This is a genomic window from Nonomuraea indica (assembly GCF_002850745.1).
Lineage (GTDB): Bacteria > Actinomycetota > Actinomycetes > Streptosporangiales > Streptosporangiaceae > Nonomuraea > Nonomuraea indica.
Map to the genome: position 1 here is coordinate 158,513 of NZ_KZ559470.1, position 22,880 is coordinate 181,392.

The 22,880-nt window shown below is 73.2% G+C and carries 23 protein-coding genes and 1 pseudogene; 9 read left to right on the top strand and 15 right to left on the bottom strand.

All coding sequences use genetic code 11. The features are described from left to right. Window positions 1–28 precede the first annotated feature (28 nt). On the bottom strand, window positions 29–865 hold the full coding sequence (locus tag CXR44_RS15510; protein ID WP_101786971.1) for an SGNH/GDSL hydrolase family protein: 837 nt from the start codon (window positions 863–865) through the stop codon (window positions 29–31). Window positions 866–1,070: 205 nt separating this feature from the next. On the opposite strand from CXR44_RS15510, the gene CXR44_RS15515 reads away from it, so the two are divergent. After that, window positions 1,071–2,294, top strand: coding sequence for an isochorismate synthase (locus tag CXR44_RS15515; protein ID WP_101786748.1), 1,224 nt, complete (start codon window positions 1,071–1,073; stop codon window positions 2,292–2,294). A gap of 28 nt (window positions 2,295–2,322) precedes the next feature. Here CXR44_RS15515 and CXR44_RS15520 read toward each other — a convergent pair whose 3' ends face one another. The 9 genes and pseudogenes from CXR44_RS15520 to CXR44_RS15555 all read right to left on the bottom strand — a co-directional run bounded on the left by CXR44_RS15520 (window position 2,323) and on the right by CXR44_RS15555 (window position 11,290). Then, window positions 2,323–3,144, bottom strand: a complete 822-nt coding sequence (locus CXR44_RS15520; RefSeq protein WP_101786749.1) for a nitrilase-related carbon-nitrogen hydrolase — start codon at window positions 3,142–3,144, stop codon at window positions 2,323–2,325. Further along, entirely contained in the window at window positions 3,141–4,067 is a 927-nt protein-coding gene (locus CXR44_RS15525) for a beta-keto acid cleavage family enzyme (protein ID WP_101786750.1), read from the bottom strand. The genes CXR44_RS15520 and CXR44_RS15525 overlap by 4 nt, the downstream gene beginning before the upstream one ends. 28 nt (window positions 4,068–4,095) lie before the next feature. Then, window positions 4,096–6,561, bottom strand: a complete 2,466-nt coding sequence (locus CXR44_RS15530; RefSeq protein WP_101786751.1) for a CoA transferase — start codon at window positions 6,559–6,561, stop codon at window positions 4,096–4,098. Between the two features lie 82 nt (window positions 6,562–6,643). After that, window positions 6,644–6,847 (bottom strand): annotated as a pseudogene (locus tag CXR44_RS42185) (hypothetical protein); the annotation flags it as partial. Further along, window positions 6,817–8,220, bottom strand: a complete 1,404-nt coding sequence (locus tag CXR44_RS15535) for an amidase (protein ID WP_245899183.1) — start codon at window positions 8,218–8,220, stop codon at window positions 6,817–6,819. The gene CXR44_RS15535 and the pseudogene CXR44_RS42185, both read right to left, overlap by 31 nt. 55 nt (window positions 8,221–8,275) lie before the next feature. Continuing rightward, a complete protein-coding gene (locus tag CXR44_RS15540) occupies window positions 8,276–8,515 on the bottom strand; it encodes a hypothetical protein (RefSeq protein ID WP_101786753.1) in 240 nt (79 codons plus the stop codon). Further along, a complete protein-coding gene (locus CXR44_RS15545) occupies window positions 8,512–8,976 on the bottom strand; it encodes a thioesterase family protein (protein WP_101786754.1) in 465 nt (154 codons plus the stop codon). Before CXR44_RS15545 ends, CXR44_RS15540 begins: the two co-directional genes overlap by 4 nt. Further along, window positions 8,973–9,920, bottom strand: a complete 948-nt coding sequence (locus tag CXR44_RS15550) for a 3-hydroxyacyl-CoA dehydrogenase NAD-binding domain-containing protein (protein WP_101786972.1) — start codon at window positions 9,918–9,920, stop codon at window positions 8,973–8,975. The genes CXR44_RS15545 and CXR44_RS15550 overlap by 4 nt, the downstream gene beginning before the upstream one ends. A 5-nt stretch (window positions 9,921–9,925) precedes the next feature. After that, complete coding sequence (locus CXR44_RS15555) at window positions 9,926–11,290, bottom strand: APC family permease (protein WP_180903452.1); 1,365 nt, start codon at window positions 11,288–11,290, stop codon at window positions 9,926–9,928. A 233-nt stretch (window positions 11,291–11,523) separates the two neighbouring features. On the opposite strand from CXR44_RS15555, the gene CXR44_RS15560 reads away from it, so the two are divergent. After that, window positions 11,524–12,408, top strand: a complete 885-nt coding sequence (locus CXR44_RS15560; protein WP_101786756.1) for a LysR family transcriptional regulator — start codon at window positions 11,524–11,526, stop codon at window positions 12,406–12,408. Window positions 12,409–12,669: 261 nt separating this feature from the next. On the opposite strand, the gene CXR44_RS15565 is transcribed toward CXR44_RS15560, so the two are convergent. The 3 genes from CXR44_RS15565 to CXR44_RS15575 all read right to left on the bottom strand — a co-directional run bounded on the left by CXR44_RS15565 (window position 12,670) and on the right by CXR44_RS15575 (window position 14,748). Then, complete coding sequence (locus CXR44_RS15565; RefSeq protein WP_101786757.1) at window positions 12,670–13,302, bottom strand: YigZ family protein; 633 nt, start codon at window positions 13,300–13,302, stop codon at window positions 12,670–12,672. A gap of 263 nt (window positions 13,303–13,565) precedes the next feature. Next, window positions 13,566–14,183, bottom strand: a complete 618-nt coding sequence (locus tag CXR44_RS15570; RefSeq protein WP_101786758.1) for an ATP-dependent Clp protease proteolytic subunit — start codon at window positions 14,181–14,183, stop codon at window positions 13,566–13,568. Between the two features lies 1 nt (window position 14,184). Continuing rightward, window positions 14,185–14,748 (bottom strand): ClpP family protease, encoded by a 564-nt coding sequence (locus tag CXR44_RS15575; protein WP_101786759.1) that lies wholly within the window; start codon window positions 14,746–14,748, stop codon window positions 14,185–14,187. Between the two features lie 191 nt (window positions 14,749–14,939). On the opposite strand from CXR44_RS15575, the gene CXR44_RS15580 reads away from it, so the two are divergent. Together CXR44_RS15580 and CXR44_RS15585 are read left to right on the top strand one after the other, a co-directional pair. Next, the gene (locus CXR44_RS15580) at window positions 14,940–16,307 is read left to right on the top strand and encodes a sensor histidine kinase (protein WP_245899184.1); all 1,368 of its coding nucleotides are present in this window, start codon (window positions 14,940–14,942) and stop codon (window positions 16,305–16,307) included. Beyond that, window positions 16,304–16,942 (top strand): response regulator, encoded by a 639-nt coding sequence (locus CXR44_RS15585; protein ID WP_101786973.1) that lies wholly within the window; start codon window positions 16,304–16,306, stop codon window positions 16,940–16,942. The genes CXR44_RS15580 and CXR44_RS15585 overlap by 4 nt, the downstream gene beginning before the upstream one ends. Window positions 16,943–16,984: 42 nt before the next feature. Here the strand turns inward: CXR44_RS15585 and CXR44_RS15590 are convergent, their stop codons facing one another. Continuing rightward, window positions 16,985–17,851, bottom strand: coding sequence for a DUF2268 domain-containing putative Zn-dependent protease (locus CXR44_RS15590; protein ID WP_101786760.1), 867 nt, complete (start codon window positions 17,849–17,851; stop codon window positions 16,985–16,987). Between the two features lie 103 nt (window positions 17,852–17,954). After that, window positions 17,955–18,725, bottom strand: coding sequence for a hypothetical protein (locus CXR44_RS15595; protein WP_245899185.1), 771 nt, complete (start codon window positions 18,723–18,725; stop codon window positions 17,955–17,957). Between the two features lie 56 nt (window positions 18,726–18,781). Between CXR44_RS15595 and CXR44_RS15600 the strand changes: the two genes are divergently transcribed. The 5 genes from CXR44_RS15600 to CXR44_RS15620 are packed head-to-tail and all read left to right on the top strand — an operon-like array spanning window position 18,782 to window position 22,854. Beyond that, entirely contained in the window at window positions 18,782–19,783 is a 1,002-nt protein-coding gene (locus CXR44_RS15600) for an AAA family ATPase (protein WP_101786762.1), read from the top strand. Beyond that, on the top strand, window positions 19,780–20,772 hold the full coding sequence (locus CXR44_RS15605; protein ID WP_101786763.1) for a DUF58 domain-containing protein: 993 nt from the start codon (window positions 19,780–19,782) through the stop codon (window positions 20,770–20,772). The genes CXR44_RS15600 and CXR44_RS15605 overlap by 4 nt, the downstream gene beginning before the upstream one ends. After that, on the top strand, window positions 20,769–21,716 hold the full coding sequence (locus tag CXR44_RS15610; RefSeq protein ID WP_101786764.1) for a VWA domain-containing protein: 948 nt from the start codon (window positions 20,769–20,771) through the stop codon (window positions 21,714–21,716). The genes CXR44_RS15605 and CXR44_RS15610 overlap by 4 nt, the downstream gene beginning before the upstream one ends. Window positions 21,717–21,727: 11 nt before the next feature. After that, complete coding sequence (locus CXR44_RS15615; protein ID WP_101786765.1) at window positions 21,728–22,318, top strand: class I SAM-dependent methyltransferase; 591 nt, start codon at window positions 21,728–21,730, stop codon at window positions 22,316–22,318. Beyond that, window positions 22,315–22,854, top strand: a complete 540-nt coding sequence (locus tag CXR44_RS15620) for a TrmH family RNA methyltransferase (RefSeq protein ID WP_101786766.1) — start codon at window positions 22,315–22,317, stop codon at window positions 22,852–22,854. The genes CXR44_RS15615 and CXR44_RS15620 overlap by 4 nt, the downstream gene beginning before the upstream one ends. The last annotated feature ends 26 nt before the right edge of the window (window positions 22,855–22,880 follow it).

Genomic DNA, 22,880 nt, shown 5'->3' on the forward strand with positions numbered 1-22,880 from the left:
CGGCGGTGGCCCGCGCGGCCCCGGGGCGTCAGCGGGTGTCGGCCCAGTCGAACCCGCGCGGGAAGGTCAGGTCGGCGAGCGCCCGCTGCCCGGCCGCGTTCGGGTGGAAGTAGTCCCACCCGCTGATGTGGTCGAGCGTGAACCTGTAGCGGAACACCGCACCGCCGTCGGTGCGGCACGCCTCCCCCAGGGCCGCGCACGCCTCGGCGGCCTCCCGGTTGTAGGCCATCACCCGTTCGCGGACCCGGTCGCGCCGCTCCACGTCGGCCCGCTTCACCGACGTGGGGCGCGCCAGCATCGTCTGGCAGATCCGCCCCACCGCCCAGAATCCCCGGGCGAACCCGTTGCCCTTGCCGACCTGCCACAGCCGCCGCAGGTCCGGGATGCTCGCCACGAACACCCGCACGCCGGGCACCCCGTCGCGCAGCGCGGTCAGCGCCTCGTCCAGGCGCCGCCGGTAGGTCTCGACCGGGGTCATCTCCCGTTCTGTGCGCATACAGGCGTCCTGGGCGCCGATGAGGACCGTCACGTAGCCCGGCTTCAGCTCGATCGCCCGCCGCACCTGCGCCATCAGCCCGGCGCTCGTCGCGCCCGGCGTCGCCAGGTTGGTGTTGTGGCCCCTGATGCCGCCGTCCAGGCGCAGCAGCCGCCGGTAGTGGCTGTCGACCGCGGCGTGGTCGCCGGTCGACCATGACCGGGACGCGCACGAGATGTACCAGCCGCACACGTTGAACGCCGCCGAGATGGAGTCGCCGAGCGCCACCATCGTGCCCGGCACCGGCACCCGCGACGACACGGCCTGCGCCGTACCGGAGCCGGCGAGGACCGCGACGGCGGCGGCCACGGAGGTCATGCGACTGATCATGGGGTCACGGTAGGGACCACGCCGGCGCCCCACCATGACGTCACCGCCACGACGGCCATTTCCGAACCCACTTCATATCGCCGCTTGACAGTGCGAAGTCGAGCTGGATGCCCTCTATGGGGGCCATATCCTGGATCGGCACAGTAACCGGGCATTCGCGGGGGTCCCAGTCGAACGTGTTCAGTTCCCGCATAGAGTGTCTTGGGTGAGTGTCGCGCTCGGAACAACCCGCCCGCTGCCGGTTCGCACAACCCCTGTGAGCGACCCCGGCGACCTGCTGGCAGCTCTCCCCAGGACCGCGCCGTACGCGTGGGTCCGGCACGGCGAGGGCCTCGTCGGCTGGGGAGAGGCGGCCCGCGTCACGGTCCCACCGGGGCCGGGTCGCTTCGCGTGGGCGCGCCGGTGGCTGGCCACCGTCCTCGGCGAGGCCGACACCGCCGGCCCGCTCAACGGCCCCGGCCCGGTCGCCTTCGGCACCTTCACCTTCGACGAGGACTCCCGCGGCTCCACCCTCGTCGTCCCGCAGACCGTCCTGTCACGCCGCGACGGGCGCGCCTGGCTCACCACCGTCGGCGAGTCGCGTCTGCACACCTTCGGCCCGCCGCGCCCGCCGGGCCGCATCCGCTACGGCGACGGCAGCCTGACCGCCCCCGAGTGGGAGCACATCGTCGCGCGCGCCGCCCGCCGCATCCGCGACGGCGAGCTGGAGAAGGTGGTGCTCGCCCGCGACCTGGTCGCCACCGCCGAATACCCCATCGACGTCCGCCTCCTGCTGGCCCGCCTGGCGCGCCGCTATCCCGAGTGCTACACGTTCTCCGTCGCGGGCCTCGTCGGCGCCACCCCCGAGCTGCTCGTCCGGCGCACCGGCGAGCAGATCGAGTCCCTGGTCCTGGCGGGCACCACCCCGCGCGGCACCAACGCCGCCGACGACCTCGTCCGGGGCGCCGCCCTGTTCGCCTCCGAGAAGGACCGCCACGAGCACGAGTGCGCCATCGCCTCCGTGCGCCAGACCCTCGCCCCCCTCTGCGCCGAGCTGCACACCCCCGACGAGCCGGAGCTGCTCGTCCTGCCGAACGTCCAGCACCTGGCCAGCCATGTCAGCGGCCGGCTCGCCGACGGCGCGTCCGTGCTGGACGTGGTCGCGGCCATGCACCCCACCGCGGCCGTCGGCGGCACCCCCACCGACACCGCGATCAAGGTCATCCGCGAGCTGGAGGGCATGGACCGCGCCGGCTACGCCGGGCCCGTGGGCTGGATCGACGCCCACGGCGACGGCGAGTGGGGCATCGCGCTGCGCTCCGGCATCATCGACGGCCGCCGCGCCCGGCTGTTCGCCGGCGGCGGCATCATGGGCGACTCCGACCCCGGCTCCGAGCTGGCCGAAGCCCAGGCGAAGTTCCGCGTCATGCAGTACGCCCTGGAAGGCTGACCCTCCATCCGGAGTGCCGGTTCCGCGGTCAGCCGCCGCCGGTCCCCTCGTCCCCGGCGCGCTCCACGGCGAGCGCGCCGTAGAGCGCGGGCCTGCGCTCGGCCACGTAGCCGAAGACGGCCCGGGCACCGTCGACGGCGTCGGTGTCGATCGTGGCGCACACGAGGTCGGGGCCGGTACCGGCGGCCGCGAGCTCGGTGCCGTCCGGACCGATGACGCGGCTGCGGCCGACGTACGCGGTCGTGCCTTCGCCGCCGCACCGGTTGACGTAGGCGAGGTGGACCTGGTTCTCCCAGGCTCGGGTCCACATCACGTGGTCATTGACGGCGCCGTACGGATGCATGTTGGCGGTCGGCACGAGCACCACGTGCGCGCCCGCGAGCGCCGCGACCCGCACGGGCTCCGGGAACTCCGCATCGAAACAGATCACGACGGCGCACCGCACGCCGTGGTAGTCGAAGACAGCCGTCGGCGCCTCTCCTCCGTGGAACCGGCGGTCGATCTCACCGAACAGATGGGCCTTGGCGTAGCGGGCCAGCACCTCGCCACCGTCGTCGACGACGACGGCCATGTTGCCGACGCCTCCGCCTGGCACGACGGCGGGCAGGCCCGCGACGATCGCGATGCCGCGGGCGGCCGCGATGGTGGCGACCCGCTCGGTCAGCGGCAGGGCGGCGAGCTCGGTGACGTCCCCGACGTCGTATCCGGTCACGAACATCTCCGGAGTGACGAGCAGGTCCGCGCCGGCGGCGGCCGCGGCGGCCGCGGTCGAGTCGAGTTCGGCCAGGTTCGCTTCGACGTCACGGCCGTGGCCCGCGCTCTGCAGGCATGCGATCCGCAGAGTGCTCATGACGGGCGCACCGCGGCGAGCTCGGCGCGCAGCTGCTCCGGAGTGGCGATCGGGCGCTCCAACTGGCCGGCGATCGCCACGGCCGCCGCGACGAGTTCGGCCGAGTCGGCGGCCTGTCGGCGGCGCCGGATGCGCAGGTTGTCCTCGACCCCCACCCGGACGTCCATCCCGGACGCGGCGGCGATGGCGCCGAGCCGGAGCTGCCCCGGGTAGCCGACGCCGGCGACGCTGACGGCGGCCAGATCGGGTCCGAGGATGCGGTCGGCCGCCTCACGCAGCGCGAACAGGTCGTGCGGGCTGCCGCCGACGCCGCCGAGCACGCCGAGGATGAACTGGATACGGACCGGTGCGGTGAGAGTACCCTCGTCGAGCAGGAATCGGGCCATCGACAGGTGACTGAGGTCGTACACCTCGAGCTCCGGGGTCACCCCGAGCTCGCGGAACGTCGTGGCGAACCGGCGGATCGTGGCGAGCGTGTTGGTGAAGACCACCGAACCGGACTGCTCGAGGACCTGCCGCTCCCAGTCGTGGCGCACCTGCGGCCACCGGGAAGGGGTCGGGAAGCCCTCGAAGTTCATCGTGCCGAGATTGAGCGTCGCGATGTCCGGCGTCACGGCCATGACTCCCTCCAGCCGCTGGTCGGGCGTCATGTCGACGGATCCGCCGGTGGTGATGTTGATGACGACGTCGGACTGCTCGCGCACCCCGGCGACGATCTCCTTGAACATCGAGGCGGAGCCCGTGGGGCGGCCGTCGGCCTCCCGCGCGTGCAGGTGCACGACGGTGGCGCCGGCCCGTGCGGCCGCCACGGCCGCCTCGGCGATCGCTTCTGGCCCGCACGGGACGGCGGGGCTCTGGCTGGGCAGGACGTCGCCTCCGGTGACGGCGGCGGTCAGGACGATGGGGTCGTACGGCGCGCGCATCGAGCGCTCCTTCCGGATCGGGTGTTGTTCAGGCGGGCAGGTAGGTGTGGTCGGCGGTCCAGCCGTCGGCGATCGCGCCGTCGGCGGCCATCGTCTCGATCTCGGTGGGCGTGAAGCCCAGCTCGGCAAGCACCTGGCGGGTGTGCTCGCCGTAACGCGGGGCGTCGGACGGCATCCGCACCGACGCGTGCCGGGGCCGGATGGCTTGCGGGGCGATGAGGTCCACCTCGCGGCCGCTGGGGTGCCGGTCATGACGGACGAACACCGCCGATCCGCGCAACGGGACGGGCCCGGCGCTCTCCCGTACCAGCCCCCGGGAGCGCAGGGCGGCGATGTGCTCGATCCGGTGCACGGCGACCCCGTGCGGGCCGAGCAGCTCGGCCCACGTTTCGAGCGGGTGTTCCCGGAACCGGGCCGCGAGCAGGTCCTGCGGCGCGGCCGCGTCGAGACCGAGCCCGGCCGCCACCACATCGGCCGGGCCCGCGAGGAAGAACCATCCGTCCGCGGCCGGGTAGCACCGGTATCCCGCCCCCTCGCCGAGGACGTCGGGACCGGCCGGCTCCGGCACGTCGTCGCGGCCCGCTCCGTCGAAGAGGAACGGGATCTGCAGCAGCTGCCCGGCCGCGGCGAGGGAGGTGCGCATCACCGGTGCATGTTCGCCTCGTCCGGCCAGCGCGGCGACGACGGCGAAGGCGCCGCAGAATCCGGCGAGGGCGTCGATCGTCCCGAGGTGCGCGTGCTCCTCCGGGGTGTCCGGGCCGCCCCCGAACCGGGTCATGATCCCGGTGCACGCCTGCACGTTGTCGTCGTATCCCGCCGCGTGGCTCCGCGGCCCGTGGCCCGGCCCGCCGTAGGCGTCCACCCGCACGAGCACGATCCCCGGCCGGATGTCCCGCAGCCGTCGCGGGTCCAGGCCGAGATCGCCGAGCTGGCGCTCGCTGCCGTTGAACGTGACGACGTCGACGGTACGCAGGAGCCGGTCGAGCACCTCACGACCGGCCGGAGTGCGCAGGTCCGCCAGCACGCTGCGCTTGCCGCGCTGGGCGTGCATGCCGATGACCACGGCGTGGTACGGGTCGAAGCCGGGCGTCGGTGGGTCGATCTTGACAACCTCGGCGCCGAAGCGGGCGAGGGTCGCGCCGATCATCGGCCCGGCGATGACATTGGTGACGTCGAGGATGCGGACGCCGGCCAGCGGGAGCCCGCACGGCGCGCCCGGCGGGTCTGCCGGCGGGTCCACCGGCGGGTCCGGCGGCAGGTCGGCGAGGATCGCGGCCCGGTCCGCGTCGAGCGCGGGAGCGGGCCGGCGTCCGAGTGGGGTGCCTTCTGTCCAGACGACGGGGCCGGGAACGGTCAGCTCGCCGTGAACCGGATCGTCGACGGTGGCGACGAGCCCGGCGGCGCGCGGGTGCTCCGAACGCATCCATTCCAGGCTGCTGCGGTGGGCGGCCCCCGGGATGCCCGCCGCGTCGAAGCGCCGTTCCCACTCCTCCGCCGGATGCCGCCGGAAGGCGGCCGCCATCAGCTCCGACAGCCGCGCCGCCCAGCGGGCGGAGAGCGGGTAGGCCAGCAGCGTGCAGTCGGCGTCGTCGGGCCAGCGGTCGGAGGACAGGTAGGGGTCGACCGTCGGGATGCCCTCCGCGCGGACGGTGTCCCAGATGCCGAGCAGTTGCAGTGACCTGATCGCGTGAGTCCGGTGTGCGGGGCAGCAGTGGTAGAACAACCGGCCGTCCTGGCAGGGGTAACTGCGGTAGAACGGATCCAGGAGTTCCTGCAGCTGCGCGTAGGTGAGATCCATCGGCTCCCCGGCGGCACGCCGGCGGGCGACCTCCTGCTCGCGCAGCGAGAGGTAGCGCGGGGGCAGATCGGAGACGGCGAGCGAGTTGAACGCCAGCCCTTCCAGCACGGCTTCGGCGAGCGGCACCTCGAACGCGTCACCGCGGCCGGTGCGCTGCCTGGCGACCAGCCCGACGCCGACCGCGAGCGCGCCGAGCGCCGCGGCGTAGGCCGAGGCCAGCGGCAGCGGCGTGTACGACGGGTCGACGCCCATGAGGATCCGGTTCAGTCCCATGTCCGTGAAGCCGCCGGTCGCCGCCAGCACGATCCCCTCCCAGGCCGGTAGGTCGCGGCGCGGGTCAGCCGCGGCGAAGCCGGGCAGTGACAGGTGGATCACGCGAGGGTTGAGCGTGAGCGTGTCCTCCGGTCCGAGCCCGAACCGGGACATGACGCCGGGCCGGAAGTTCTCGACCACCACGTCGGCACCGGCCACGAGCCGGCGGGCGGTCATGGCGTCGGCGGGCTCGGTGAGGTCCAGCACCATGCTCCGCTTGCCCGCGTTGAGCGCGGAGGCCGCGGGAGTGGTCCACCGCGGACCGCCGGGCGGGTCGATGCGGATGACTTCGGCGCCCAGGTCGGCGAGCAGCAGGGCGACGGCCGGGCCGGCGACGTACTGGCCGAAGTCGAGGACGCGGATGCCGTGCAGTGGCGCGCTCATACGCGGCTCCTTGCGGTGAGGCGGCGGCGATCAGTTCGCCGGTTGCAGGGGCGGGCGTCATGCCCGGGTGGCCATGCCCGGTGGCGGCGACGATGCCGGGCGGATCTCTCGGACAGTCGGCGGACCGTCCGGGGTCATGGGACGGGCACCGCACCGCCCACGACGCACGGCCGCGCACGTCGACCCGCGCGCCCGCCCGGGCGAGGCGGTGGGCGACGAAGGCGGCGGCCACCGCGGCGTGGGCGTCCGGCGCGCTCATGTCCCGATCTCCGGCCAGTGTGGCCGCTGCTCGACCGCCACCCCGATCCGGAAGGGCGTGGTGTCGTCGAACGGCCGCCCGACGATCTGCACGCCGGTCGGCACGCCGTTGCCGGCGACGCCGGACGGCACGGCCAGTACGGGGCAGCGGTTCATGATGTTGAACGGGAGCGCGAGCAGCGATTCCAGGTAGTGCCCGAGCCGCTCACCGTCGACCTGCGGGCCGTGGTCGAGGTAGTCCTCGCCCGCCACCAGTCCCTGGGTGGCTGCGGTCGGGCAGACGAGCGCGTCGAACCGCTCGAACAGCTCGCCGACGGGCCGGTACAGGTCGGTTTCGATCGCGAATCCGTCGAGCAGGCCGGCGCCTGCCGCGCCTTCGGCCGCCCACCGGGCGAACTCCGTCGCGTACGAGGTGAGACGGGCGCCGGGCCTGCGCGCCTCGGCCGCGATGGCGGCGCCGAATCCATGGTGGAAGTGGATGGCCGCCGCGCGCAGCACCTGTGCCCGCGGCACCCGGAGCCCGACGTCCTCGACACGGGCCCCGGCCGCTCGCAGCCGCTCGCCGAACTCCCGGGTGTTGCGACGGACCGTCGGGTCGACCGCCCAGTCACCGAGATCCTCCGACAGGGCGATCCGCATCCCGCGCAGGTCGCGGCCGAGTTCGGCGGGGTCCGGCAGCACGTGACGGGGCCGCAACGAACCGATGTCCCCCGCATGGGGCCCGGCCACGACGTTCTGCGTCAGCGCGACGTCGGCGACGGACCGGGCCAGCACGCCGGAGTGCACATAGGTGTCGAGGTGGTAGGGCGGGTCCACCGGCACCCGGCCGTGCGGGGGCTTGAACCCGACCACGCCGCTGAACGAGGCGGGCACCCGGATCGATCCCGCGGTGTCCGAGCCGGTCGCCAGCACCGTCGACCCGGCGGCGAGCGCCGCGGCCGAGCCACCCGACGAGCCGCCAGGGGAGAACACGGGATTCCACGGGTTGCGGGTAACGCCCCAGAGGTCCGAGTGTGTGAACGCAGCGGAGGCGAACTCCGACGCCGTGCTCCGGGCGTGCACGATCGCGCCGGCGTCGAGGAGCCGCTGGACGAAGACCGAGGTGTGCCCGGCGACGACGTCGCGGTACAGCAGCGAACCCTGGGTCCAGGGTTGCCCCGCGACAGGTTCGTCCTCCTTGACGACGGTGGGCAGCCCCTCCAGCGGTCGCGGCGGCCCGTCCTGGCCTGCGTAGCGGCGTTCGGCCTGCTTGGCCTGCCGCAGCGCCTCGTCGAAGAACCGGTGGCACAGCGCGTTGACGACCGGCTCCGTACGTTCGGCGCGGGCGATCACCGCCTCGGTCAGCTCGACCGGTGACAGCTGCCGGGCGCGAAAGGCGCGCAACGCGTCCGTCGCCGACATGTGGTGCAGTTCATCCATTAGGATCTCGGCTCTCGTCGTGGTCGGCGCGCCCGGGTCACCAGGCGACTTCCTGTCCGGTGCGCAGCGGTTCGGGCATGGGCGGTCGGCACGTGTCGACGACCACTGCGGCGGCGGGGCAGAGAACGGTGGAGCGCGCGCCGTCCGGACCGCCGCCGATCCTGTCCGGTTGCCCGGCGTCACCCGTGGCCGGCGTCGCGACCGCGGCCCGGCGGGTCGCGGTCGCCGCGTCCAGGTCGAACAGGGCGTCCGCGCCGGTCGCGGTGAGCAGCCTCATCGGCGCCCCACCCGGCCGGCTGCCGGCGGCACCGGGCGAAGCCGTGCCCGGGCGGCGGCGCGCACCCCGTCCGGGAAGGGACGAGACGTGCCGCTCGGGATGTCGACGTGGACGCCGAGCACCTCCGCCGTGGCCCGCAGCCGCCCGCCGGCGGCCATCTCGTGCCACAGCAGCAGCCGCTTCCCGTCCGCCCCGATCACCATCGTGCGCACCTCCAGCCGCTCGCCCGGCAGCACCTGGCCGAGGTAGCGCAGATGGGCCTCCACCGTGAACAGCGAGCACCCCGTCTCGGTGCGGTAGGCCGACGTCATGCCCACCTGCGCCATCGCGTGTTCGGTGGCCTCTCCGAATACCAGCACGTAGTACGCCTCGCTGAGGTGCCCGTTGGCGTCGATCCACTCGTCCCGCACGGACCGGTGCAGCGGCGGGATCGGGTGCGCGCCGCTCGGAGCGCCGCTCATGCCTGCGCCTCTCGCAACGCCCGCAGGACCGCGATCAGCCGGCGGTCCCGCTCGGCGATCAGGTCCGCGGTGGACCGGCCGGCGGTGACCTGAGCTGCCCCCGTCACCAGCGTGTCCCGCAGGTCACCGGTCAGCGCCGGGCCCGGCAGCCTGCTCCACGGGTTCTCCAGCCCGAAGTGGTCGAGTGCATGCGCCATGCCGCCTTCGCCGCCGGCGAGGTGGAAGGTGCTGCACGGGCCGTGGAACGGCCAGCGCAGCCCTGGACCCGCGGTCACCGCGGTCTCGATCTGGGCCACGGTGGCCTCGCCGGCGGCGAGCATGTGCAGCGCCTCCCGCCACAGCGCCTCCTGCAGGCGGTTCGCGATGAACCCGGGCACCTCGCGGTCCAGCACGATCACGGTCTTGCCGGCCAGCGTGTAGAACTCCTCGGCCCAGGCGACCGCAGCCGGGTGTGTGCTTTCCCCTCCGGCGACCTCGACCAGCGGCACCAGGTAGGGCGGGTTGAAAGGGTGGCCGACGACGAGGCGTTCGGGATGCGCGGCGGCACGCTGCATGTCGGTCATCCGGTAGCCGGACGTCGACGAGCCGATCACGACGCCGGCGGGCGCCGCGGCGTCGACGCGGGCGAGCAGGTCGGACTTCAGCGCGAGGTCCTCCGGTGCGCTCTCCTGCACGAACTCTGCGTCGGCGACGGCCTCCTCGAGCGTGCCGACGACGGTGAGACGGTCGCGCGCGGCGCCATCGGCGAGCCCGAGCGCCTCCAGCGCGGGCCATGCGGCATCGACGAGCCGGCGCAGCCGGTCCTCGGCGTCGGGTGCGGGATCCCACGCGGTGACCCGGTGGCCGCGGGCCAGGAAGTGCGCCACCCAGCCGCCGCCGATGACGCCGGCTCCCACGCAGGCGATCCGGTCGACGGCGTCGGGTGCGATGGACGGTTGCCACATGCTCATCACCTCGAGTTCTCGTAGGTCGGGGTCCGATCGCCGATACGGCGGGCGGCGTAGAGGGTCATGGCCAGGGCCAGCACACCGAGCCCGATCAGCTCGTCGCGCCAGCTGCCGTAGCCGGTCAGTTCCGGGTTGAGTGCGGCGACTGCCAGCAGGAGCAGGTTGATCGCGGCAAGAACGGCGGCGATCGGCATCCAGCACCGGTGCAGGCGAAACGCCCGGTCAGGGGTCGTGTTCGCCCGCCGCAGCCGCAGGTAGCCGCAGAGCGCGACGACGACCGCGATCATGTAGCCGATGTTCGAGGCGAACACGACTCCCAGCAGGTTGCCGATGAACACGACCAGGCCGACGTTGACCAGAAGGCCGACGGTCATGGAACGGGCGGGCATGCCCGCGGCGTTGAGGACGCCGAGGCTGCGGACGGTCAGCCCCTCGACCGCCATACCGTGCAGGGCGCGCCCGCTGTCAGCGGTCGCCACCGACATGAGGTTGAGCATGGCGAGGCACAGCACGACCACGGCGAGCCAGCCGGCACCGCCGAACAGGTTCTCGAACATCACGACGGTGAACCCGAGAGGCTCGGCCATGATCGCCGCCTCACCCGTCGTGCCCGCGGCGAGCACCGGCATGAGCACGAACACGGCCAGCGCGGCGATGCCCGACGAGACGAGCGCCCGGGGAGCGTCCGAACGCGGGTCGCGGTACTCCGGGGTGAACGTGGCGGCGATCTCTGTGCCGTAGACGGTCCAGCCCATGAGGAAGAGCCACACGCAGGCGACCACGAACGGCGATCCGCCGTCGCCGCCCAGGCCCCAGGTCAGCCGGTCCAGGTGCAGCTTCCCGGTGAGGAGCGCCGTCACGGCGGCCGCCGCGAGCACCAGCAGCACCAAGGTGTTGACGATCGTGCTCAGCCGGACAGCGGGCCGGATCCCGGCCAAGTTGAGCAGCCAGACCAGCACCAGCGCGGCCACCGCGACAGCATGTGCGCCGCCCAGGTGCAGCGGGCCGACCTCCAGTGTCCCGGTTCCGGGGAACCACTGCGCCTCGATCAGCCCGCCGACCACGAGGGCGTTCCCGGCCAGGCCGAACGACCATCCGATCCAGTAACCCGCCGCGGCGAGGGCACCGAGTGGACGGCCGCGGCCGCCCCAGGCGGCCGAGGCGTACAGCGCGATGCCTCCGGGCTTGTCCGGGAACATGGCCGCCATCTCGGCGTACACGAAGTTCTGGCAGATCGCGAGCAGCCCCGACACGGCGAGCAGCGTGACGGCCGCCCATGCCCCGAGTGCGCCGGTCCAGTAACCGACCAGTGCGAACGCGCTGGCGGGGAGCGTGATGGCCAGCGAGAACGCGTCCCGCCAGGTCATCACGCGATGAAATCGCTGTGGAGGCTCTTCGACATGGGTGGGAGGTTCGGACATGGCGGTTTCCTTCCATCGCCGTTGCCCAGAAAGGCGATCACTCCGGTCCGCGTCTGAGTGGCGGCGGAGAGCTAGCCGCGAAGGAGATATGTGGCGGCATGGGAGAAATCGTCATCTCTCATTTGAGATAAGTCAATTCTCGTATTTTGTCGTAGACCTATAAGTGATAACTTCTGCTTGTGACGCTGGACGATCTACGAGTGTTCGTCGAGGTCTGCGAACGGGGCAGCTTCACCGCGGTGGCGCGGGCCCTGTCATGCAGCCAGTCCGCGGTGAGCCAGCACGTGCGCCGCCTGGAGCGGGAGTTCGGCTTGAGCCTTCTCGAGCGGCGCCCACGGGGGGTGCTGCCCACGGCGGCCGGGCGGCTGCTGCGTGACGCAGCCCTCGCCGGAGTGGGCCGGATCGACGCGGCGGCGCTGCAGCTGCGCGCCCTGGCGGCCGGCGGCGTCGGTGAAGTTCGGGTCAGCTCCGGCGCCGCCACCATCCGGCACTTCATGCCCGAGGCGATCCTGGAGATGCGCCGTCGCCACCCCGGCGTGCAGCTGACCCTGCGCACACAGCCGACCAGCCGGGCCTGCCTGACCGACCTGGCAGCGAACCGCGCCGACATCGCCCTCATCACCATCAGCGGCCCGATCGCCGACGTCGAGCTGCGCCCGCTGGTCGATCTGCAGTGGTCGCTGGCGGTCAATCGGGACGACCCGATGGCGGAGCGGGCGAGCCTGAGCACGGCCGAGCTCGCCGACATCCCGAACATCGTGCTGCCCACGTCGTCGAGCTCCCGGGGACGGCTCGAAGCGGTGCTGGGCGAGGACGTCCTCCCGTCCCAGGCCGTCTCCGACTGGGACACCGCGCTGCTGCTCGCCGAGTTGGGGGTGAGCCGAGCCGTCGTGGCGACCGTTCCCCGTTGGGCTCCATCGGCGCACCCCGCGCTCCGGCTGGTGCCGATCCCTGAGCTGCCCGGACCGACTGCGGGCTGGGCCGCGCGGTCGTGGGCCGGACTGGAGCCGCATACCGTCGAGTTCGCCGAGCTGGTCGCGCGGCAGATGGCGGGTCCGCGATGACCGCCCGCCGCCGCGCCCGGGGGCGGCAGAGCGGCGGGCGCGATGGCCGCCGACAGGGCACACCTCCCCCACGGTGACCGCTCCCGCCTGCGCCGATGTCCCATCGAGGCCATCCGCCGGAGACGACCGGCCGAGCGACCCGCCGGAGACGACCGGCCGAGCGACCCGCCGCGAGGATCGTGCCGCCGCTCAGGAGTCCAGGGCGGGTCGAAGCCGGCCGCCTGCCCATGCGGCCGGTGGTTCACCCATGCGGCCGGTGGTTCACCCGGCGGCGACGTGGATGCCCTCCCCCCGGTGCACGCGCGCACGACCGGCCGTGAGCGTGGCCACCCACTCGGCGAACGCGTCCACCTCGTCCTCCCCCACCGCCACCGCGAAGTCGACGACCGACCCGTAGGCCACCTCGCGCAGGGCGTACCGGGAGGCGCGCAGGTCGTTCTCCACCCGCCCGGCCTGATCGTGGGCGACGGACACGCGCACCACCCTGGCGGGCACCATGCGCACCACCACCCCGCCCGCCTCGGCCCGGTCCAGCGTCTCCGTCACCGCCGAGCCGTACGCGCGGACCAGGCCGCCCGCCCCCAGCAGCACCCCGCCGAAGTAGCGCGTCACCACCGCCACCACGTCACTGAAGCCCCGGCCGACCAGCGCCTGCACCATCGGGGTTCCCGCCGTGCCGCCCGGCTCGCCGTCGTCGTCGCCCTTCTGGACCCGCTGCCCCACCACGTAGGCCGTGCAGTTGTGCGTCGCGGCGGGGTGCAGCCGGCGCCGCTCCGCGATGAACTCGACCGCCTCCTGCACCGTGCGGGCCGGGGCGACGGCGCAGACGAAGCGTGAACGCTTCGCCTCGGTCTCGTGCTCGACGCGGTCGTTGACGGTGAGGTAGGAGGTCACGCTGTCAAGCTATCGCCTTTACAAAGTAGATCAACGCGTGACCCCGCCCCGATCTCTCGGACGCCAGCACCTCACGGCGACGCCGAGCGGGGGCCCCGACGACGGGCCCCCACCACGACGCCGACCGAGGGCACCCCACGACAGGCCACCCACCACGACGCTGGGTTAGGGCACCCCACGACGGGCCCCCACTACGACGCCGGCCGAGGGCATCCCACGACGGGCCCCACCGCGGTGCTGGGTGAGGGCGGCGGGTGGGTGGGTCAGCGGGACGGGGTGAGGGTGCGTTTACGGGAGGCGTAGATGTCGTCGATCAGCCCGTACGTGCGCGCCTGCTCGGCCGTGAAGACGCGGTCGCGCTCGATGTCGCGCCGGATGTCCAGCTCGGAGCGGCCCGTGTGCCGGGCGAGGATCGTCTCCTGCTGGTCGCGCATCCGCAGGATCTCGCGGGCGTGGATCTCCAGGTCGCTGGACTGGCCGCGCGCGCCCTCGGTGGCCGGCTGGTGGAGCAGGACGCGGGCGTGCGGCAGGGCGGCGCGCTTGCCGGGAGCGCCGGCCGCCAGCAGGACCGCCGCGGCCGAGGCGGCCTCGCCGATGCAGACCGTGTGGATCTCCGGCCGGACGAACTGCATCGTGTCGTAGATGGCGGCCATCGCGGTGAACGAGCCGCCCGGCGAGTTGATGTAGAGGCTGATGTCGCGATCGGGGTCGATCGACTCCAGGGTGAGCAACTGGGCCATCACGTCGTTGGCCGAGGTGTCGTCGATGGGCGTGCCCAGGAAGATGACCCTGTCCTCGAACAGCTTGTTGTACGGGTTGAGCTCCTTGACGCCGTAGGAGGTGCGTTCGGTGTAGGAGGGCAGCACGTAGCGTCCGGTCATGTCAGTTGATCCCTTCGGCGATGTGGTCGACGAAGCCGTACTCGAGCGCCTCCCGCGCCGTGAACCACCGGTCGCGGTCGGAGTCCGCCTGGATGCGCTCCAGCGGCTGGCCGGTGTGGTGGGCGATGATCTCCGCCATCCGGCGCTTGGTGTAGAGCATGTTCTCGGCCTGGATCTGGATGTCGGCGGCCGAGCCGCCGATGCCGCCGAGCGGCTGGTGCATCACGACCCGGGCGTTGGGCAGGATGTAGCGCTTGCCCGGGGCGCCGGCGGACAGCAGGACCTGGCCCATGGAGGCGGCGAAGCCCATGGCGACCGTCGCCACGTCACACGGCACGAACTGCATCATGTCGTACAGCGCCAGGCCGGCGTGCACCGAACCGCCCGGCGAATTGATGTAAAGGGTTATGTCGCGCTTCGGGTCCTCGGCGGCCAGCAAAAGCAGCTCTCCGCAGAGCCGGTTGCATATGTCGTCGTCGACCTCCTGGCCGAGAACGAGGATGCGTTCTTTGAGCAGGCGCTGGCTGAGCTGGTCGGGCCAGGACGCGCGCATGGTCTCCGTCATCGGTCGCCTTTCCGCCGCGGGCCGCGGGCCGCGGGCCCACGGGCTTTTCCGCAGCCGTCGAACTGGTGTCGAACTATTTCCCAAACGCTAGACCCGGCGCGTGGCCATTCTTCGAGTTTTTCGCTGGCGGCGCATTTCTCTAAAAGCGCATTACTCCCGTAGCGAATTCACATCGACATATAATCCCCGGTGTGAGAGTGAACCTCGCCCGCCGCTGGGCCTGCCTCATCCTGGGCGGGGCGCTGTTGATGCCGTACATGATGGTCGGCGTGCTGGTCTCCGGCCTGACCGGGCAGGGGGCGGCCACGCTGATGATGCCGGCCGAGCTGGGGGTGTTCGTGGCGGTGCTGCCGGTCGTCGCGCTCACCGGCCTGTTCCTGCCGGTGCGCGGGCTGGAGGTGAACGCGGCGCAGGGGCTGCTCGGGGCACGGGTGGTGACGCCGCCGCGGCAGGCGTACCGGTCGTGGCAGGAGCGCCGGCGCACGGCGGCCTGGTTCACGCTGCACCTGTCGGTCGGCGGCGTGGTCAGCGGGTGCACGCTGGCGGCGGTCCCGTTCGCGGTGTTCACGATGGCGCAGCCGTTCGTCGCGGGGCCGACCGACGTGTTCGGGCTGCGGGTGGCGACGGGCTGGCCGGAGGCGGCGTGGGCGCTGCTGGGGGTGGTCGTGCTGGCGTCACTGGTCGCCATGGCGGCGGGCTCGGGCGCGCTGCTGGCCCGGCTGGCGCCCGTCCTGCTCGGCCCGACCCCGGGCGAGCGGCTGGCGGCGGCCGAGGAGCACGCCCGCACCCTGGCCGAACGCAACCGACTGGCGCGGGAGCTGCACGACTCGGTCGGCCACGCGCTGAGCGTCGTCACCCTGCAGGCGGCCGCCGCCGGCCGGGTGCTCGACCACGATCCGGCGACGGCGCGCACGGCGCTGGCCGCGATCGAGCAGTCGGCCCGCTCGGCACTCGACGACCTCGACCACGTCCTCGGCCTCCTGCGCCGCGGCGAGACGCCGCCCGGGCAGGAGGCGTCCCCTGGGCAGCAGGCGTCCCCTGGGCTGGAGACGCCACCCGGACGGGAGAGGGGGGAGCCTTCCGGGCGGGAGCGAGCCGCGTCCTCAGGGCAGGAGGAGGACGCGCCTTCCGGCACGCGCGCGCCGCAGACCACGTTGGCCGACCTCGACAGGCTGGTGGCCGCCTCCGGGGCGCGGGTGCGGCACGAGGTGGGCGACCTGTCCGGCGTCCCGGCGGTGGTCTCGCGGGAGGCGTACCGGATCGCCCAGGAGGCGCTGACCAACGCGATCAGGTACGGGCGGGGGCCGGTCCGGCTGACCGTCGGCGTCCACGACGGCGAGCTGCGGCTGGAGGTGCGCAACCCGATCGGCACGCGGACCGCCCGGCCGGGGGGCAGGGGACTGACCGGCATGCGCGAGCGGGTCCGGCTCCTGCACGGCGAACTGGAGGCCGGCCCCCTCCCCCCACCCGCGGACGCCACCGGGGACGGCGAGGGCGGCGAGGCCGCTGAGGGCTGGTGGCGCGTCTCCGCGCGGCTGCCGCTACGGTCGGGCGCATGACAGTCAGGATCGTGATCGCCGACGACGAGGACCTCGTACGTACCGGCCTGCGCGTCATCCTCGAGTCGGAGCCCGGCCTGACCGTCGTCGGCGAGGCGGCCGACGGGGCGGAGGTGGTGCCCGTGGTGCGCCGGGAACGGCCCGACATCGTGCTGATGGACGTGCGCATGCCCGCGCTCGACGGCATCCAGGCGACCCGGCGGCTGGTGGCGATGGACGAGCCGCCGAAGGTGCTGGTGGTGACGACGTTCGAGAACGACGACCACGTCTACGACGCGCTGCGCGCGGGCGCCGACGGCTTCCTGCTCAAGCGGACCCGGCCCGACGAGCTCGTCCGCGCGGTCAAGCTGGTGGCCGCCGGGGAGACGCTGCTGTTCCCGGCGGCGATCCGGACGCTGGCCGGCCGCCGCCCCACCGTGCGGGTGCCGGGCGTCGACCGGCTGACCGGCCGGGAGGGCGACGTGCTGCGCCTGATGGCCAGAGGCCTGAACAACGGCGAGATCGCCGCGGAGCTGACGCTCGGCCAGGAGACGGTCAAGACCCACGTCGGCAACGTGCTGGCCAAGCTTGGCGTCCGCGACCGCACCCAGGCCGTCATCGCGGCCTACGAGTCGGGGTTCGTCTCACCCCGCTGAGACGGCTCACCCCGCTGAAACGGCTCACCCCGCTGAGACGGCTCACGCCGCTGATCCGCCCCGTGACGCCTCCAGGACGCGCGCGGCGGGCAGCAGGGAGGACTCGGTGGCCGTCATGCCGGTGGCCGCCAGGTGGGCGTCCACCAGCCTCAGCCCCACGGCGTATCCCGCCATGTCGGGGATGCCGCGCGGTTCGGCGCCGAACCGGGTCATGGCGGTGTCACCCAGCACGTACGCGGGCGTGTTGGCCATCCCGGGCAGCTCGGCGTCGGCCATGATCCTGGCGTACGCGGCGTCGAACGCCTCCCCGGTGACCATCGACGACCACGGCCCCATGGCCTCGGGCCCCGACAGCTCGCGGACGAACGCCTCGGCCAGCCCCTCGGCGACCACGTGCTCGGCGACGGTCACGGTCGCCGGGTCCCACGGGACGCTCCGGTAGCGCACGTTGTGGTGGAACTCGTGCACCGCGCAGTGCGCGATCCTGCCGATGGTGTCGTCGGTGGGCCAGGCCAGCAGGTAGAGCCACCCGGGCGAGCCGCCCATGCCGTAGTAGCCGCCCGCGACGCGCATCAGGTAGTCGTCGTCGGGGTCGCCGAGCATGAGCATGACCTGGAGGGGGTCGCCCTGACGGGCGTCGAGCCGTTCGGCGGCGCGGGCCAGCTCCCGCTCGACCTGGCCGAGCACGTCGGCGTCGATCATGCGGCGGACCGCGGCGAGATAGCGGTCGTCGTCGGCGTCCACCCGGAAGCCTGACCCCAGGTGATGGATGTCGACGATGTCGCCCGGCATCGGGACGGCGGAGCGCATGGGGGCGAGCAACTCGCGCAGCGCGTCGGGGCGGTCCTTCAGCGGCCGCTCCAGCAGGGCGGCCATGGCGGTGAGCGTGTCGTGCACGATGAACGTCATGCCGCGGACGCTAAAGCCTCCCCCCACGTGAGGCTCAAGCCGGAAAGCCCCGGACGTCGGAGCGGCCCCTCCGACGGGTCCTCGCCCTGCGACGGGCCGGGTGTCAGAGCGGCCCCTCGTCCAGCGGGTCCTCGCCCTGCGACGGGCCGGGAGTGCCGGGCCCCGACGTCGAGGGCGACGGGGACGGGCTCGGGGAGGGCTGGCGCGGGTCGGGTGAGACGGGCGTCGGCGGCGGGCTCGGCTCGAAGCTGGTGGGCGGCAGCGGCCGGGGCACCTGCTCGGTGTCGGCCCGGCCGAGCAGCATGAGCAGCGCCATGACGGTGAGCAGCAGCACCAGCCCGACCAGCACGAGCAGGGCGGTCAGCACCCTCTTGCGCGTCTCGGTCAGCGGCCTGCGGCCGGGCGGCGGGCCGGGCAGCGCGGGTGTCCGGTCGGTCAGCCAGTAGGGGACGAAGTCCGGGCCGTGCGCCGGCCCGATGAACGTGCCGCCGACCATGACGGGCTCCAGGAACCGTTCGGCTCCCGGCCGGCCCGGCGCGTACGGCACGGCCACCCACGGGGCCCGGCCGGTGTCCATCGCGAGCACCTCGGGCGCGTCCTCCAGCACGGCGGCGCGCGCCCGCACGGCCCGGCCGAGCCAGCCGCGCACGCCGCTCCGCGTCTCCGACTCCCTGATGGCGGTGACGAACCGCTCGCGCGCCGCCGCGTCGAGCGCCGCGCCGCGCGTCAGCACCGCCAGGGACACCGCGCGCCCGTCGGCCGCCTGTCCCAGGTACACGAACCCGGCCGGCGCCACGTGCAGGCGTGCCTGGACCATGAACGGCCCCAGCCGGGGAGGATCGCCATACTGCAGCGGACTTGCCACGTTTGCCATGAAAGCACAGACGTGGCGTGGTGCACGTTCGCGGCGCGTTTGGTGGAATGGGCTGCATGAGCGTCGCCGAAGAGTTGCCGGGCGGGACCGACGCGGCTGTGCTGCGTCAGGCCCTGGACGAGGTCCGCAGGGTCATCGTCGGGCAGGAACACATGGTCGAGAGGCTGATCGTCGCCTTGCTGGCACGCGGGCACTGCCTGCTCGAAGGGGTTCCGGGCGTCGCCAAGACCCTCGCCGCCTCCACCCTCGCCACCGTGGTGGGCGGTTCGTTCGCCCGGATCCAGTTCACCCCCGACCTGGTGCCCAGCGACATCGTCGGCACCCGCGTGTTCCACCCGTCCAACGAGAAGTTCGACGTCGAGCTGGGCCCGGTCTTCGTCAACTTCCTGCTCGCCGACGAGATCAACCGCGCCCCGGCGAAGGTGCAGTCGGCGCTGCTGGAGGTCATGGCCGAGCGCCAGGTCACGCTGGCCGGCGTCACCCACCCGCTGCCCAGGCCGTTCATCGTGCTGGCCACCCAGAACCCGATCGAGTCCGAGGGGGTCTACCCGCTGCCGGAGGTGCAGCGCGACCGGTTCCTGTTCCGGGTCCGGGTGCCGCACCCCTCGGCCCACGAGGAGCTGGAGATCCTGCACCGGATGAGCGTCAAGCCGCCGACGCCCGAGCGGGTGCTCGACCCCGAGCGGCTGCAGGCCCTCCAGGAGGCCGCCGAGCAGGTCTCGGTCCACCAGCTGGTCGCCGACTACGTCGTCCGGCTCGTCATGTCCACCCGCGCGCCCGCCGAGTACGGCCTGGGTGAGCTGGGCGACACGATCGAGATCGGCGTGAGCCCGCGCGCCACGCTGGGCCTGGTGTCCGCCGGGCGCGCCCTGGCGCTGCTGCGCGGCCGCGACTACCTGCTGCCCGACGACATCCGCGACGTGGCCGTGGACGTGATGGCGCACCGGCTGATGCTCACCTTCGACGCCCTGGCCGACGGTGTCGACCCCGAGCAGGTCGTCCGGCAGATCCTGCACGCGGTGCCGCCGCCCCTCGTCGTCTGGAACCAGCAGCGGTGACGACCCCGCCGACCCCCCCACCGACACCACCGGCGCCACCCCCGACCCAGCGGACGACGACGGCCGAGCAGGCCCTGCGCCGTCTGGAGCTGAAGGTGCTGCGCAAGCTCGACGGCCTGCTGCACGGCGCTCACCAGGGGCTGCTGCCCGGACCCGGCAGCGAGGCCGGCGACAGCCGCGTCTACGTGCCGGGCGAGGACGACGTGCGCCGCATGGACTGGGCGGTCACCGCGCGCACCACGGTGCCGCACGTGCGTGACCTGATCGCCGACCGGGAGCTGGAGACCTGGGCGCTGGCGGACCTGTCGCCCAGCATGGACTTCGGCACCGCCGACACCGACAAGCGTGACCTGGTCGTGTCCGCGATCGGCGCCATCGGGTTCCTGTCGAGCCGGCTGGGCGACCGGTTCGGCGCGATGGTGATCCACGACGAGCACGTGCACCGCATGCCCGCGCGTTCCGGCCGCCCCGCCCTGTACGGGCTGCTCCACTCGCTGATGGACGCCCCGCGCGGCCGGGTCGTGGCCGATCCGCCCGACCTGGCGGAGGGGATCGACGTGCTGGCGGCCGCCCGCAGGCGGCGCGGCATGCGGGTGGTGGTGTCCGACTTCCTCGACGCCCGGCCGGTGCTCGACCCCGACGCCGAGCGGCCGTGGGAGCGGCCGATCCGCCGTCTGGCGGCCCGCCACCAGGTGCTCGCGGTCGAGGTGATCGACCCCCGCGAGCTCGAGCTGCCCGACGTGGGCCGGGTCGCGTTCGCCGACCCCGAGACCGGGAACGTACGCGACGTGCACCTTTCGCCCAGAATCCGCCGCGCCTACGCCGAGGCCGCCGCGCTCCAGCGTGACGGCACCCGGGCGGCGCTGCGCCGCGCGGGCGTCGCGCACCTGGTGCTGCGCACCGACCGCGACTGGGTGTTCGACATCGCGCAGTTCGTGCTCCGCCAGCGGCGCACGGGTCATCTCGTGCAGCGGAGGGCGGCGAGATGACGTTCCTGTCCCCCGGATGGCTGTGGCTGTTCGCGCTGCTCGTGCTGCTGGTCGCCGGGTACGTCGTCGCGCAGCTCGCCCGGCGCCGCTACACCGTGCGCTTCACGAACCTGGCGCTGCTGAACCTGGTGGCGCCGGCCGGGCCCGGCTGGCGGCGGCATGTGGCCCCGCTGCTGTTCCTGGTGATGATGTCGCTGCTGGTGATCGGCGCGGCCAAGCCCGCCGACCAGGTGCGGGTGCCGCGCGACCGGGCGACGATCATGATCGCGCTGGACGTGTCGCTGTCGATGGAGGCCGACGACGTGCAGCCCGACCGGATCACCGCCGCCAAGGCCGCCGCGCAGGCGTTCGTCAAGGAGCTGCCCGACCGGTTCAACGTGGGCGTGGTGTCCTTCGCCCGCTCGGCGAACGTCGTCATCTCCCCCACCACCGACCACCAGGCCGTGGTGACTTCGATCGGCAACCTGTCGACCCGGCCCGGCACGGCGATCGGCGAGGCGGTGTTCAACGCCCTCGACTCGGTGCGCTCGTTCGACCAGGAGGCCGCCACCGACCCGCCGCCCGCCGCGATCGTGCTGCTGTCCGACGGCGACAACACCTCCGGCCGCTCGGTCGCCGAGGCCATCGAGTCGGCCAAGCAGGCGCGGGTGCCGGTCTCCACGATCGCGTACGGCACGCAGGAGGGCACCGTCGAGATCGACGGCCGGCCGGTGAACGTCCCGGTCAACAAGCAGACCCTGCAGACGCTGTCCGAGGGCACCAGCGGCCGGGCCTACGCGGCAGAGTCGGGCAGCGAGCTGCGCGACGTCTACGAGCAGATCGGCACCTCGCTCGGCTACAAGCTGGTGGACCAGGAGATCACGCAGTGGTTCCTGGTGGCGGCGATCGTCGTGGGGACGCTGATGGCGGGCGCCGCCGTCCTGCTCGGCACCCGGATCCCGTAACGTCTAGGCCTGTGGCGCACTACTTCTCCGAACGGCCGGGCACGGCGAGCAGGCCCGGCAGCGTCGACCTGGTGCTGCCGGACCTGCACCTGCGGCTGGAGACCGACAGCGGCGTCTTCTCGCCCGAGCGGGTCGACCTCGGCACCCGGATCCTGCTGGAGACGGTCCCGCCGCCGCCGGGCGAGGGCGACCTGCTCGACCTCGGCTGCGGCTACGGCCCGATCGCGCTGACCATGGCCTCGCGCGCCCCCCGGGCGACCGTGTGGGCCGTGGACGTCAACCGGCGCGCCGTCGAGCTGACGGAGCGCAACGCCCGGGCCGCGGGCCTCGACCGCGTCAGGCCGGTGCACGCCGACGAGCTGCCGGACGGGGTGACCTTCCGGGCGATCTGGTCCAACCCGGCCATCCGGATCGGCAAGCAGGCCCTGCACGACATGCTCACCAGGTGGCTGTCGCGGCTGGCGCCCGGCGGCGTCGCCTACCTGGTCGTCCAGAAACACCTCGGCTCCGACTCCCTGCAGCGCTGGCTCGGCGAGCAGGGCTGGCAGGCCTCCCGTGAGGCCTCCCGGGCCGCCTACCGCATCCTGAAAGTGGAACGTTGAGAAGGCAACTACGACCCACCGACGTCAAGCGGCTCAACCGCACCTGGCGGCGGCAGACCGGCAACAGGCTCTCCCTGATCCTCGAGTCGGTGACCGGCCCGTTCAACGTGGGCTCGATCTTCCGCACGGCCGCGGCGTTCGGCGTGGACCAGATCTGGCTCGCCGGCAACGCCACCCCGCCGACCAACCCCAAGGCGGGCAAGACGGCGCTGGGCACCGACCGGCTGGTCACCTGGCACGAGCCGACGCCGGTCACCGAGGCGGTCAAGGCCGCCCGCGACGACGGCTACACCGTCCTCGCCATCGAGCTGACCGCCGAGGCCGTGCCGCTGCACCGGGCCGACCTCGGCCGCGACGTGTGCCTGGTGGTCGGCAGCGAGGACCACGGCTGCTCCCCGGCGCTGCTCGACGCCGTCGACGGGGCCTGCTACATCCCCCAGGTCGGGCGGGTCGGCTCGGTCAACGTGGCCGTGGCCGCCGCCATCGCGCTGGCCGAGGCGCGCCGCCAGGAGTGGCAGAATCTGCCTGATTCGTAAGCCACTTCTTCACTGTCGGACTTCAT

Bases quoted from the DNA above. Each gene is read 5' to 3' on its own strand.
- CXR44_RS15540 (WP_101786753.1), bottom strand. From the start codon at position 8,515: ATGAGGCTGCTCACCGCGACCGGCGCGGACGCCCTGTTCGACCTGGAC.
- CXR44_RS15590 (WP_101786760.1), bottom strand. From the start codon at position 17,851: ATGACGTTCATCGTGCACGACACGCTCACCGCCATGGCCGCCCTGCTG.
- CXR44_RS15555 (WP_180903452.1), bottom strand. From the start codon at position 11,290: ATGACCTGGCGGGACGCGTTCTCGCTGGCCATCACGCTCCCCGCCAGC.
- CXR44_RS15570 (WP_101786758.1), bottom strand. From the start codon at position 14,183: ATGACCGGACGCTACGTGCTGCCCTCCTACACCGAACGCACCTCCTAC.
- CXR44_RS15545 (WP_101786754.1), bottom strand. From the start codon at position 8,976: ATGAGCGGCGCTCCGAGCGGCGCGCACCCGATCCCGCCGCTGCACCGG.
- CXR44_RS15595 (WP_245899185.1), bottom strand. From the start codon at position 18,725: ATGGCAAACGTGGCAAGTCCGCTGCAGTATGGCGATCCTCCCCGGCTG.
- CXR44_RS15525 (WP_101786750.1), bottom strand. From the start codon at position 4,067: ATGCGCGCGCCGTACGACCCCATCGTCCTGACCGCCGCCGTCACCGGA.
- CXR44_RS15575 (WP_101786759.1), bottom strand. From the start codon at position 14,748: ATGACGGAGACCATGCGCGCGTCCTGGCCCGACCAGCTCAGCCAGCGC.
- CXR44_RS15610 (WP_101786764.1), top strand. From the start codon at position 20,769: ATGACGTTCCTGTCCCCCGGATGGCTGTGGCTGTTCGCGCTGCTCGTG.
- CXR44_RS15535 (WP_245899183.1), bottom strand. From the start codon at position 8,220: ATGTCGGCGACGGACGCGTTGCGCGCCTTTCGCGCCCGGCAGCTGTCA.
- CXR44_RS15510 (WP_101786971.1), bottom strand. From the start codon at position 865: ATGATCAGTCGCATGACCTCCGTGGCCGCCGCCGTCGCGGTCCTCGCC.
- CXR44_RS15550 (WP_101786972.1), bottom strand. From the start codon at position 9,920: ATGTGGCAACCGTCCATCGCACCCGACGCCGTCGACCGGATCGCCTGC.
- CXR44_RS15530 (WP_101786751.1), bottom strand. From the start codon at position 6,561: ATGAGCGCGCCACTGCACGGCATCCGCGTCCTCGACTTCGGCCAGTAC.
- CXR44_RS15520 (WP_101786749.1), bottom strand. From the start codon at position 3,144: ATGAGCACTCTGCGGATCGCATGCCTGCAGAGCGCGGGCCACGGCCGT.
- CXR44_RS15600 (WP_101786762.1), top strand. From the start codon at position 18,782: ATGAGCGTCGCCGAAGAGTTGCCGGGCGGGACCGACGCGGCTGTGCTG.
- CXR44_RS15585 (WP_101786973.1), top strand. From the start codon at position 16,304: ATGACAGTCAGGATCGTGATCGCCGACGACGAGGACCTCGTACGTACC.